Source organism: Levilactobacillus acidifarinae DSM 19394 = JCM 15949, assembly GCF_001434835.1.
Lineage (GTDB): Bacteria > Bacillota > Bacilli > Lactobacillales > Lactobacillaceae > Levilactobacillus > Levilactobacillus acidifarinae.
Genome location: NZ_AZDV01000026.1, coordinates 704,472 through 717,061, shown reverse-complemented (window position 1 = coordinate 717,061; position 12,590 = coordinate 704,472). Strand labels below are relative to the sequence as shown.

The 12,590-nt window shown below is 51.2% G+C and carries 11 protein-coding genes and 1 tRNA gene; 8 read left to right on the top strand and 4 right to left on the bottom strand.

Translation table 11 applies throughout. The annotated features are described in order from the left end of the window. Positions 1 to 73: 73 nt before the first annotated feature. Complete coding sequence (locus FD25_RS11085) at positions 74 to 310, bottom strand: hypothetical protein (protein ID WP_057804228.1); 237 nt, start codon at positions 308 to 310, stop codon at positions 74 to 76. Between the two features lie 69 nt (positions 311 to 379). Continuing rightward, positions 380 to 1,786, bottom strand: coding sequence for a C69 family dipeptidase (locus tag FD25_RS11080; protein WP_057804226.1), 1,407 nt, complete (start codon positions 1,784 to 1,786; stop codon positions 380 to 382). Between the two features lie 169 nt (positions 1,787 to 1,955). Between FD25_RS11080 and FD25_RS11075 the strand changes: the two genes are divergently transcribed. From FD25_RS11075 to FD25_RS11060, 4 genes are all read left to right on the top strand, one after another. Continuing rightward, positions 1,956 to 2,660 (top strand): Crp/Fnr family transcriptional regulator, encoded by a 705-nt coding sequence (locus tag FD25_RS11075; protein ID WP_057804224.1) that lies wholly within the window; start codon positions 1,956 to 1,958, stop codon positions 2,658 to 2,660. Between the two features lie 158 nt (positions 2,661 to 2,818). After that, entirely contained in the window at positions 2,819 to 4,699 is a 1,881-nt protein-coding gene (gene asnB / locus FD25_RS11070) for an asparagine synthase (glutamine-hydrolyzing) (protein WP_057804222.1), read from the top strand. 294 nt (positions 4,700 to 4,993) lie between these two features. Beyond that, entirely contained in the window at positions 4,994 to 6,253 is a 1,260-nt protein-coding gene (locus tag FD25_RS11065) for a carboxylate--amine ligase (protein WP_057804220.1), read from the top strand. Between the two features lie 5 nt (positions 6,254 to 6,258). Further along, positions 6,259 to 6,972, top strand: a complete 714-nt coding sequence (locus tag FD25_RS11060; RefSeq protein ID WP_057804218.1) for an aspartate/glutamate racemase family protein — start codon at positions 6,259 to 6,261, stop codon at positions 6,970 to 6,972. A 98-nt stretch (positions 6,973 to 7,070) separates the two neighbouring features. Here FD25_RS11060 and FD25_RS11055 read toward each other — a convergent pair whose 3' ends face one another. Continuing rightward, positions 7,071 to 7,412, bottom strand: a complete 342-nt coding sequence (locus tag FD25_RS11055; RefSeq protein ID WP_057804216.1) for a DUF1516 family protein — start codon at positions 7,410 to 7,412, stop codon at positions 7,071 to 7,073. Positions 7,413 to 7,645: 233 nt separating this feature from the next. Then, the gene (locus FD25_RS11050; protein ID WP_225428563.1) at positions 7,646 to 8,935 is read right to left on the bottom strand and encodes a peptidoglycan recognition protein family protein; all 1,290 of its coding nucleotides are present in this window, start codon (positions 8,933 to 8,935) and stop codon (positions 7,646 to 7,648) included. 339 nt (positions 8,936 to 9,274) lie between these two features. Between FD25_RS11050 and FD25_RS11045 the strand changes: the two genes are divergently transcribed. The 4 genes from FD25_RS11045 to FD25_RS11030 all read left to right on the top strand — a co-directional run bounded on the left by FD25_RS11045 (position 9,275) and on the right by FD25_RS11030 (position 12,297). Continuing rightward, positions 9,275 to 9,526, top strand: coding sequence for a DUF2187 domain-containing protein (locus FD25_RS11045; protein ID WP_057804213.1), 252 nt, complete (start codon positions 9,275 to 9,277; stop codon positions 9,524 to 9,526). Positions 9,527 to 9,609: 83 nt separating this feature from the next. After that, positions 9,610 to 9,680, top strand: a tRNA-Gly gene (locus tag FD25_RS11040). Between the two features lie 285 nt (positions 9,681 to 9,965). Continuing rightward, a complete protein-coding gene (gene argS / locus FD25_RS11035; RefSeq protein ID WP_057804211.1) occupies positions 9,966 to 11,657 on the top strand; it encodes an arginine--tRNA ligase in 1,692 nt (563 codons plus the stop codon). A gap of 172 nt (positions 11,658 to 11,829) precedes the next feature. Next, the gene (locus FD25_RS11030; protein ID WP_057804209.1) at positions 11,830 to 12,297 is read left to right on the top strand and encodes an arginine repressor; all 468 of its coding nucleotides are present in this window, start codon (positions 11,830 to 11,832) and stop codon (positions 12,295 to 12,297) included. Positions 12,298 to 12,590 lie beyond the last annotated feature (293 nt).

Genomic DNA, 12,590 nt, shown 5'->3' with positions numbered 1-12,590 from the left:
TCGACCTAATGCGCCTTTAAACGTGGGTAACAAAAATGCGTCACGATAATTATCGTGACGCATTCGTTATTAGCTAGTTGATTTCTTTAGACACGGTGTACTTCTTCGAGGCTTTGATGTTGGTCTCGTTGAGCTTTTGTTCCGCCAAGAAGATATCGAAGGACGGCTCGCCCTTTTGGCTCTTTACCACGAGCACGTGACCCGAATCCAGGTGCCGGTCCCGATAGATCTGCGCCGTTTGAATGGCCTCGTTATAATCGTGGAAGTTACCAATAGAATCGCCGGGATTGAAAAGTACCACTTCATCCATCACAATCATTCCTTTCAGGATCAGTTACTAGGTTCATTATACCGCATCTTCTATGAAAACGATATCAATTTACAAATTCTCGTCCATGGTAAACGATAAGGCGGATTGCTCGGCGTTGGCCTGAACCAGTTGGCCGATCTGGGCCTGTAAGGCGGCTGCGAAGGCATCAGCGGTCGCGGCGTTAAAGGTTCCGAGGTCGTGAGCAGAAGGGGCGGCGAGTTGGTCGCCCGCGACCACCCGCTGGAAGCCGCGGCTTTGACTAGTTTTCAGAAAGTCGGCTAGTAATGCTCGGTTCTGATGATAGTGCGCTTCACTCAGGACTTCTAGTAGCTTAGCCTGCCAGTAAGGGTTAGTCGCACTGTAGGTGGGGTTAGTTGCCGCGTAAGCCGGCGCCAGTTGATCGCCCGCCGCAAAGAAGGGCACGTAGGGGTTGAAGGCGGGATTCCCGAAGGCTTGCCAGATAATCCCGGCCCGTTGGGGGGTCACGTTACGGCGGAGTTGTAGCAGATGGCTGTTTTCAGTCCGCGCTAGGCCGACCGCCCGAAACTTAGTCTTGTCGGCCGGACTACCCGTGCCTAAGGGGTCGTAGGGTGTTTCGCTGTAGTGGGAGCCCAGAATGGCGGCCACGTCATCCAACCCAATTTTCCGTTCGGCGTGTTGGATGAAGGGGAGGTCCATGCTGGTGGGGTCTTCAAAGGCGCTGGGGGTCAATAAGTGGTGACCGAACCAGACCCGAGGCGTGTTGTAGTGGGCGTCCTGGTCGCTATGGGTGCCGAAAATATGGCGGGAATTGAAGCGGCCGCCGTCCGGGTTCAGCCGGTGGCTTTGGACGAACTGGCGCAGGTTGGGCGAGGTCAAAAAGTCGGGACTGTCGAAGTCGACGTCTTCAATCGCCAATTGATTGGCGACCACCGCGTAGGCGTCGTCGGGAATCCGCTGGGCGACCCAGTGATGACCACTTAGAATTTCCATGTACCAAACTTCGTTGAGGTCACTAAACAGGACCCCGTTGGATTCGGCGGCCCCCAGTGTGCTGACTAAATGCCCGAGTCGTTGGATGCCGGCCTGTGCGGAGTCCACGTACGGGAGCACGACCGTCAGCATGGCGTCTTCGGCGAGACCGTCGGCGACCAAGGGATCGACCCCCAGCACGCGACTGTTGGTGTAGGCGCTCTCGGTGGCGCTCATTGCTACTTGGTGGCCGTTAATGCCACTTTCGCCGTAGTCGCCTTCACTGGCGTCGCTGTCGGGGACCGCGGTGTATTGGGCGGCGGTTGCCGGTAGCGTGGTGGTAAAGCCGTTATTCTTCGACACGAAGTGCAGGTCACGCGCTTCGTTTTGGGGATGGACCAGGGTGCGTTTGGGCCAGATGGCCACCGAATTGTCTTCGTTACGGGCGATGAGGGTACTGCCATCGAGGGTGGCGAGCTTGCCAGCTAGAAAGGACGTACAAGCTTGATGTGTTTGACGGGTCACAAGAATTCCTCCTGAGGGAGAAGCGGGACCGATTGCCGAGACCGGCAGGGTGCCACTTCCCAAAAGTTAACCCTAATATAGCACATTTTTTAACCGGGACATATTTGCGCAGCTTACCCACTAAGTTTGCTAAAATGGAGATTGAATTGACAGAAAGGACGGTAAAGTTATGGGCGAACACGTAGCAGAACATCAGCATTCATTGGCGCGTGAATTAGAGTGTGTCTCGGGGGTGCCGATTTTTCAGCAACTCGCACACCCCCAGCTGACTTCGGTCGCTTCGGTGACCCGACCGATTCACGCCAAGAAGGGGCAGACGGTTTTTCGCCCCGATGAAGTTTCCCAAACGTTGTACATCGTGAACACCGGACAGGTTCGCCTGTATCATCTAGCCGACGATGGGAAAGAACGGGTCTTACGGGTGTTGAATCCCGGCGACTTTATCGGCGAAATTGCGTTGTTCACCGATGAAATCCACAATAACTACGCTGAGGCGACCCAGGTGACGGAGCTTTGCACCATCTCACGGGACGCGTTGACCGACCTGATTCAGCGGATGCCCCCACTAGCGTTATCCCTACTGGGAGCTCTAGCGGTGCGGCTGAAGAGCGCCGAACACCAGGCCACCTTACTGGCGATTCCCGACGCGTTACCCCGCTTAGCTGGATACCTGATGGATCTGAGCCAGGGGCAAGCCACGACGGTGACGTTACCCATGAGTAAGCAGGACCTGGCGGCGTATCTGGGAATGACGCCGGAATCGCTTAGTCGCAAGCTTAAACAGCTAGTGACGGCGGGGGCCATCGTGACCAGTGGCCGCCGGGAAATTCGGGTGATCGATGTTGATCAGCTGCAACAAGTGGCCCCGCAGTAAGCCCATTGGGTGGGGGTTCCGGCAGATCTTAACGGTCTGGTAAAGAATCCGTAATATGATGGTATTCGCAAATTAAATTTGCTAAAATGATGGGTGTTGTGTTTCAATAGAGGCTTAGAGTAACAACAGACAGATTAAATTCAAAAGGGGATACGCACATGTGTGGATTCGTTGGTTATGTGAACCAAAAGGATGTTCCCGCTAATACCATCAACGATATGGCGGATCGCATCAAACACCGGGGGCCCGATGACGAGGCCTATTTCAGCGATGACCAGGCTGTTATGGGGTTCCGGCGGTTGTCAATCATTGACTTAGCTCACGGGAAGCAACCGATGTACAACCGGGACCAAACCAAGGTTTTGACCTTTAACGGTGAAATCTATAACTACCAAGAAATTCGGGCTGACCTGCAAAAGTTGGGTTACGAATTCAAAACGGATGTGGATTCCGAAGTCTTGATTCACGGTTACGACGCTTGGGGTCCCAAGTTGCTCGACCGGTTACGGGGGATGTTCGCCTTCGTGATCTACGACAAGACCAAAAATGAAGTGTTCGGTGCCCGGGATCACTTCGGGATTAAGCCGCTATACTATTACGACGATGGCGACACCTTCCTATGGGGTTCCGAAATCAAGGCGTTCTTGGAACACCCAAACTTCAAGAAGGAATTTAACGAAGAACTCTTACCAATCCACTTGAGTTTTGAATTTATTCCTTCTCGCGATACCATGTTTAAACACGTCTACAAGGTGTTACCGGGTCAATACTTCTTACACAAGGCCGGTAAGACGGAAACGCACCGCTACTTCAAGTTTAGCTACGATCACATCGACAACAGCCAAACGGTTGAAGGCGACGCCAAGAAGATTCGCGGTCTCGTCGACGAATCCGTGAAGGCCCACATGATTGCCGACGTGGAAGTGGGGAGCTTCTTATCCAGCGGGATCGATTCTTCCTACGTGTTGAACGAAGCCTCCAAGTTAAAGCCCATTCAATCCTTCTCCTTAGGATTCAAGAACTCCAAGTACAGTGAGCTGAGTTGGTCCACGGAATTTGCCAAGGAAATCAAGCAAAAGAACACACCCCTGTACATGACCGGTGACGACTACTTCGATATCCTGCCAACTATCATGTACTACATGGACGAACCGTTATCCAACCCATCGGCCATGCAACTGTATTACCTGTCTAAGGGAACGCGCAAGAGCGTGAAGGTGGCCTTGTCTGGGGAAGGGGCCGACGAATTCTTCGGCGGTTACAACACTTACTTGGAAGCCATTCCGTTTGAACGTTATCAAAAGTGGGTCCCTAAGCCAATTCGGAAGGGTCTGGGCGCCATTGCCGAACGCTTGCCACGGTTCCACGGTCGCCGGTTCTTAGTCCGGGGGGCGGAACCGTTAAGCGAACGTTACTACCGGGTCAACTACGTCTTCGACTACCACGATCGGAACCAGATTCTGAAGAACCCGAAGTTGAACCAAGACGCCGGAGCCTACACCCAACACCTCTTCGATGACGTGAAGGGCTTAGACGAAATGACGCAGATGCAATACTTCGACATCAACACCTGGTTACCTTACGATATCTTACACAAGGCCGACCGGATGAGTATGGCGAACTCACTAGAAGTGCGGACGCCGTTGGTGGATAAGGAAGTCGCTAAGTTTGCGGCCACCATGCCAGTTAAGACGCGGATTCACGCGGACGAAACCAAGATTTCTCTTCGGACCGCGGCCGAAGCCGAACTGCCAGAACGGGTGGCTAAGAAGGAAAAGATGGGCTTCCCATCCCCAATTGCCACCTGGATCAAGGAAGAACCTTACAAGTCCCGGATCATTGAAGCCTTCAATTCCGACGTGGCCCACAAGTTCTTCAACACCGATGCCTTGATGGACATCTTACACGAACACATCAACGGTAAGTCCAGCATGCAAAAGATCTTCACCATCTACACGTTCATTCTCTGGTACGAAGTGTACTTCCCAGAAGACACGACGGCTAAGACGGTGGATCTGGTGCACCGGACCCAAATTTAAATAACCGGCGACGACGTAGAGTTGCGCCACTAACGATCAAGGTTGTTATTGGACTCGTCCGCTAACAACCTTGATTTTTTAATGGCCGCATGATGGGATCAACGAGTAGTCAGCGACTGTTTATTAGGAAAAAGTATTTTTTGAGCATAACTATCGATTCTGTTAAAGAGTTGTGGTAGGTTCGAAGCAGGGCATACAGTTTATCACGCCCGATAATCAAAATAAAAAAGTATTAGCAAAAAATCAGCAACCACCTGCGTTGCCTAAGTAGTTGTGAAGGGACTTTGTTTAGTTATGGAAACCAAAAACGGCGTCAAATTTACCCCAGTCTTATTGGGGAGTGACTTTAACGTTTACGGGATGGCGCGGTCGTTTTATGACCTGTACCACGAACCCGTTCAGGCCTTTGCCAGCATTCAACTGGCACCGACCCGTTACACTAAGGTAGTTAACCTGGAACTGATTCCTGGGTTTGACGAAGACCCGGTCTGGATCGAAACCATGCGTAAATTGAAAGAACGCTACGCGACCCATCCCGAACCCGTGATTTTGATTGGGTGTGGGGATGGCTACGCCGAGCTGATCAGTAAGCATAAGGCGGAACTTGAAGACGTCTTCATCTGTCCGTACGTCGATTACGACCAGTTACGTCAGTTGAACAACAAGGAAAACTTCTACAAGGTCTGTGATCAGTACGGGTTACCTTACCCGCACACGCGGATCATCACCAAGGCCGAAGCCACCAGTGGTGAGCCCATCGATCAACCGTTTGGCTACCCGGTGGCCTTGAAACCCGCCAACAGTGTTGAATGGCTCGACGTGCACTTCGAAGGGCGGAAGAAGGCCTTCCGGATTCAATCCGAAGCCGAATTCAAAGATATCGTGGGTAAGATTTACACCAACGGTTACACGTCCGACCTGATCTTACAGGACTTTATCCCCGGTGATGACAGTAACATGCGGGTGTTAAACGCCTACGTGGACCAAGACCACCACGTTAAGATGATGTGTTTGGGGCACCCGTTACTGGAAGACTGCGCCCCGTCGGCCATTGGCAACTACGTGGCGATCATTCCGGAATACAACGAAACGATTTACCAAGATATTCAGAAGTTTCTGGAAGCCATCAACTTTACCGGCTACGCCAACTTCGACATGAAGTACGATTCACGCGACCAGTCCTTTAAGTTGTTTGAGATCAACTTGCGCCAGGGGCGGAGTAGCTTCTTCGTGACGCTTAACGGCTATAACCTGGCTGACTGGGTGGTTAAAGACTACGTGACCCACAGTTTAAAGGACGCGCCGACCGTTTATGGGAACCAAGACGAAGGCCAGCACGCTTTATGGTTGGGGGTTCCCGTGAAGGTCTTTAAGCAGTATACTCGAGAAAACGCGGATAAAGAGCGCGCCTTGAAGTTGATTGCGGCGGGGCATTACGGCACAACTTACCGTTACGACCAGGACATGAACCTGAAACGCTGGGCGTTGATCAAGTGGATGGAACACAATTACACACTTAACTTTAAGAAGTACTTTGCGGAAAATAAGGGGTAAGACTTATGCAAAAATTCTTTACGATTATTGGCGGCATGGGTACCATGGCCACCGAAAGTTACCTGCACCAGTTGAACTTACGGACACCGGCGCACGCTGATCAGGAGTATTTGAATTATATCTTGGTGAACCACGCCACGGTCCCGGACCGAACGACTTATATCTTGGACCACACTCAAGAAAGTCCGCTACCTAGCCTATTGGAAGATATCCGGCAACAGAGTCTGCTAAAGCCGGAGTTTTTCACCTTACCTTGCAACACGGCTCACTATTTCTTTGACGAGTTACAGGCGGCTACGGACGTACCCATCCTGCACATGCCGCGTGAAACGGTCAAGGAGATTCAGCGCAAGTATCCAAACGCGCAGCGGATTGGGATTACCGGCACGCGGGGGACCATCGCCGATAAAATTTACGAAGACGAACTGGTTCGCGCGGGTTTGACGCCGGTCTTACCGAGCGAAACCATCGAAGCGCAAACCATGGAACTGATTTACGACGACATCAAGGAAAATAACACGGTGGACGCGCAACTGTTCCACGGGATTGTGCGGCAGATGGTTGAAGACCAACACGCCGACGTGGTTATCTTAGGCTGCACGGAGTTGTCCTTAGCCAACGAGCGGGAACCCGAAACCACGTATCCGGTGGCCGATGGACAATCCATCTTGGTGGATCGGACGCTGGAAAAGGCGTTAAAGTTACAAAAAAATAACTAGATAATGACCTAAAAAGCGCCGTGAGCGGAACCATCCGTTCACGGCGCTTTTGACTTTTAAAAAAACGGGTGTGACCCGTGGGTCCACCCGTTGAAAGGTTACTTGAAGGCGAGCATTAGGCCCAACCCAGCGGTGATCAAACCCACGATGCCCATGATGAAGTACACCAGGTGGGTTTGATCCCGCTCCATTTTACGGCCAAAACTAATTTCAATTAAGGCGATGGTGCCAATCCCCAACGCAAATTTAAGGCTCACTAAGAACGGGTTATGCCCGAAAGTACGAATACTGAGCACGACGCCGCTGATAATCATCACCAAGTAAGCGCAACGCGCGAGTAGCAGAAACTGGGTGACCCGTTTTTCAGCGTGGCGTGTGAGACCGATTAACACGGACAGGGTTAAGACAACCCAAGTCCAAAAGTGCAAGGTTAACCACATACAATCGCTTCCTTCCCCCAAGACGTTTAACTTTAGCCTACCATAACTTGGGGATGGCGGGGCGGTAATTTAGCCAGTGATAAGTAAAAGTTAAGGTCCAAAGATTAGTTCTAGCTGTCAATCACTTGGGCGACGCGTCTGACCAGTAGGTTAAGTGGGTGAAGACATCCGCTCAGAAGTGGGCGAAAAAAAGAGCCTGACGCCAAGCGCCAAGCTCAGAAATGAGTTGCAGGTTAGAAATTCAAGCTATTTTCGTTCGCCCAGTAAGTTTTTCCGTTAAGGGTCAGTCGGTACCAGGTTGACCCGTCCGTGGCCTTGTAGCCCTTCTTATTGACCTTAGCGGTGGTTCCCGCACCGAAGTCGGTGGTGTAGGCCGTGGTCTTGGACAGGTAGTTTGAGTTTAAAACGTGATTGTACAGGGGCAAGCGTGTCGTGGTTTTCAACGTGGCACTCCCACTAGCATCACTATAGGTGACCTTCGGGAAGTTCAACGTCTTACTGTAAACCCAGTACTTGTACCCGGAGTTCTTAGCGAAACGAATCCGGTACCAGGTGCCACTCCAACCGCCGCGCTTAACGCCGCGACTGTCGACGTAGACCTTAGCCCCACGATGATCACCGCTTAAACGGCCCCAGCCAATCTTGTAGGCGCCCTTAGTGCCCTTAACGTGATTGTAGACCGTCCAGTTCGTGTAGTTATTCGCCAACGTGGCCGTTTCGTTGTTCCCCCCGTGGTTGTAGGTCACGGTTTTGGCCGTTGCCGTCACGTGTGGGGTGCTGGGAGTCGTTGTTACCGCACTGGAATCCGTCGTACTAGTGGTACTTGACGAGTCGGCGTTCGGCGTCGTGGTCGTCGTGCCACTTAACTTGGCGTATTGCGCGTTGACCAGCGTCATGAAGTCGCGCATGGTGTAAGTGGTACCGAAGTAACTGCGAGCATTGGTGGACCAGTACCCATCCGGATCGGTATGGTTAGTGCCACCTAATAAGGTGGAAACGTCGTGGTGGGACAAGACCGTCGATTGGTACTTGGGCGTTAACCCGTATTGTTTCAGAATATAGGCCGTGTAGTACGCGGCGTTATTCAGTTCACTGGCGAAGGCCCCTTTGGAATGGACCTCGACCTGTTCAAACTGCACGTAACGGGCGTTCCCCATGGGACCAGACCCCCAGGACAGGTAGTTCGTGTTCGCGATGTTAATGATGTGACTGGCATCAACGAACGAATGCACGAATGCGTTTTGATAATTGTTCTTCATATAGGTAATTTCGTTATAAATCGTTGAATTGGGGTTGGCCGTTTCGTGGACCACCACGCCCTCGGGATGATTATTGCGGTACTTTAGCTTGGGAAACCCGGACCAGATATTACTCGTAATGGTCGGGGTGCCGTAGTTTTGATTTGCGATATAGTCGTTGATTGTGTTAGCGCTGGCAACGGTTGTGGTCCCTAACCACAGCCCCAAACAGCCAGCAACCAGAGCGGTTCCGCGAACCACCCAATGGTGCCAAGTCTTCATCATATTAGTTTCTCCTCCTATGGTCAGCGGTTCATCCTCAATTTTTTCCGGGTGACAATGGTTCGATTATAACGTATCTTTTCGAGATTGGGTATGTGGTACGCTTCGGTATTAAGAAATTTGTCGTTCGGGAATCAAACTAAATTGAGGCTGCAACGGAACTTGAAAAGGGAGAACTATCGGCTTTTACGGGTTCGATTGACGAAACCGGATACAAGGTTCGGCTTTTTCAAATTATTGCAAACACCTTACAATTCAGTTGCAAACCCCAGTCAAGGTGCTTGCGGTCCTTGATGAACTTGGCTATAATGGGATATTGCATGATGAAAGGGGCGACCAGTAATGGCTGATAAGACAGAAAAGACTGAAGCACCCGAAGAGGATGCCTTGAAGGTTGGCGACTACATCAAGGCCAAGAAGTTTGGCCCGCTGGAACATAATTTTACCGGTGAAATCACCAAGGTGTATGATAATTCAGTTCTGGTTGAAATCAGAGACTACAATCCGGCCGATAAAACGGCGGTCGGTGACATGAATAACCGCGCCGTGGTTCGGAAGTCGACGGCCAAATTGACCAGTGCTCCCAAGGACTAAGCAGGATAAAAATAGAAAATTTGAATTTTTTTGCAAAAAGTAATGACAACTCACAAATGATATGCTATACTCATTTGTGTTGTGCGGGTGTAGTTTAGTGGTAAAATCCAAGCTTCCCAAGCTTGTGTCGCGGGTCCGATTCCCGTCACCCGCTTTCGAATGAGGCGGCCAAATAGGGCCGTCTTTCTTATTTTATTCGAAGGTTTAGTTTCAGCGGTTAGATAAGTAGGTTTGTGTCGATTACACAGCGAGTCCGGGCGGGTGAAAGCCGGATGAATCGTCGAACCGAAACGGACTAACCGGTCAAAGATGAATTAATCATTTAAGTGGACTGTTAAAGTCAATTAGAGTGGTACCGCGGGAAAATCTCGTCTCTTACAGAAAGTTGTAAGGGGCGTTTTTTTGTCTCGTGAGCCCGCTTAATCAAGGAGGAATTCAGATGGATTACAAACAAAAAGTGACCGCTGCGTTGGTAGCAGCCTTAGACGGTCAATTAACGGCCGAAGATGTTCGGGCGAAGTTAGAACGGCCGAAGACGTCGAACAAAGGGGACATTGCGTTTCCCACGTTTACCCTAGCTAAGTTACTGCACCAGGCACCACAGCAAATCGCACAAAATTTGGCGGACAAACTCGATACCACCGACTTTGAAAAGGTGGAAGTTGTCGGACCTTACCTGAACTTCTTCTTCGATAAGGCGGGGTACAGTGCGGACACGTTAAAGACGGTCTTGACGGCCGGCGCCGATTACGGTCAAAACCAAGACGGTAATAACGGCAACGTGCCGATCGACATGTCGTCACCGAACATTGCCAAGCCGATGTCCATGGGGCACTTACGGTCCACGGTGATTGGAAACTCGATCGCTAACATCTTAACCAAGAACGGTTATCATCCCATCAAGGATAATCACTTGGGGGACTGGGGGACGCAATTCGGGAAACTGATCACCGCTTACAAGCTGTGGGGGAATGAAGCCGACGTCAAGAAGGACCCCATCAACAAGTTGGTGGAATACTACGTGCGGTTCCATAAGGAAGACGTTGATAAGCCCGAACTCGACGACATAGCGCGGGAATGGTTCCGGAAGCTCGAAGCCGGCGATCCCGAAGCCCACAAGCTTTGGGAATGGTTCCGGGAAGTGTCCTTACAAGAATTTAACGACGTCTACAAGGAACTGGGCGTTAAGTTCGACACCTATAACGGGGAAGCCTTCTACAACGATAAGTTAGCCGAAGTCGTTCAACTCTTGAAGGATAAGCACCTGTTAGTGGAATCACAAGGGGCCCAAGTGGTCGACTTAAGCAAGTACGACCTGAACCCGGCCTTGATTTTGAAGAGTGATGGCGCCTCACTGTACATTACGCGAGACATCGCCACGGCGTTGTACCGGGATCGGACCTACAGTCCCGTTAAGAACCTGTACGTGGTCGGGTCCGAACAGACTTACTACTTTAAGCAATTGAAGGCCGTATTGGAAGAAATGGGCGTGAAGTCCGCGCCGAACTTACAACACGTGCCGTTCGGTCTGATTACCGTGGACGGCAAAAAGTTGTCCACTCGTTCAGGTCGGATCATCTTGTTGGCCAAGGTTTTGGAAGAATCCGTCAAGTTGGCCCAAGAAGAAATTGCCGAAAAGAACCCGACTTTAGCCAACAAGGATGAAGTCGCTAAGCAGGTCGGGGTCGGTGCCATCGTCTTCGGCGACCTGAAGAACGAACGGACCAACAACATCGACTTCGTCTTAGCCGACCAGTTGAAGTTTGAAGGGGAAACCGGCCCTTACGTTCAATACGCCCACGCCCGGGCCGAAAGTATCCTGCGCAAGGCGGCTCACGTTGACGTGACGGCCGATGCTAATCAACTGACCGATCCGTTGGCTTGGGACACCATCAAGGCGTTAGCGGACTTCCCCCAAATCGTGAAGATGGCTTGCGACGAATTGGAACCTTCCGTGATCGCCAAGTACGCGATCCGGTTAGCCAAGACCTTTAACAAATACTACGCGCACGCTAAGATTTTGACCGATGACGCGGAACTTTCCGCCCGGTTAGCCTTAGTGAAGGCCGTCTCCACGGTCTTAAAGGAAGCCCTACGCCTCTTAGGGGTCCAAGCACCAGACGAAATGTAAAGAACGGCTTAGTTAGCCTTGAAGGTACCGTTGCTGATCAGCAATGGTGCCTTTTTTTGCGTTGAAAACGAATATTTGGTACACTGAATTCATAAATATTCAATGATTGGTGGCGAAAACCCCATTCTTGGATTTTACGCCATGCAATTTTATGCGGAGGGGGCTATTAGTCATGAAGAAGAGCATTCGCCAAGCACGGATTGAGCAGTTGATTAACCAATATCCCATCGGGACCCAAGAGGAACTGATGGAACGGCTTCAGACCGTGGGAATTCAGGCCACCCAGGCCACCATTTCGCGCGACATTCGCGAGATGCAGATTGTTAAGGCCCAGGACGGTCACGGTCACTTGCGCTACACGATTTTTAAGGCGGGTAATCGGAGTGAAGAAGAGCACCTCCGTGAGACCATTAATGAAGTGGTTACCGGCTTGACCCGGGTCGAATTCGTCAATATTTTGAAAACGCTGCCGAGTAACGGGAACCTGTTGGCCGCAATCTTTGACGACCTGAATTTACCCGAGATTGCGGGAACGTTAGCGGGCCACGATACCATTTTTATTATTAGTCCCAGTGCGGCCGTGGCGGAAAAACTCCATGACCAAATTGCGGCCGAAATGAATCCAGAAATTGTGCACTAATTAAACACCGTTACGACCGGTCCAGTCCGCTAATCTTGGGGGTGGACCGGTTTTTCGTTGGTTTTTAAGGTGGATTAAAGCTTCATAAAGTTTCCGTGAAAGCCTAGCACGGGGGCCGGTCTATGCTAAAATAGACCATATTGTTAGGCGGAACCCTCGAACCTGATGGGGGCCGCCGCGGTTCGCCGACGTGCGGACTGGCTGTTTTGTTTCCGGGTCCTATCACGGTCGTGTCTGAGCCGTGTGCGGGCAAGCCAATCCCAGCGTCTATTTTCTATTAGAAGAGGCTATTT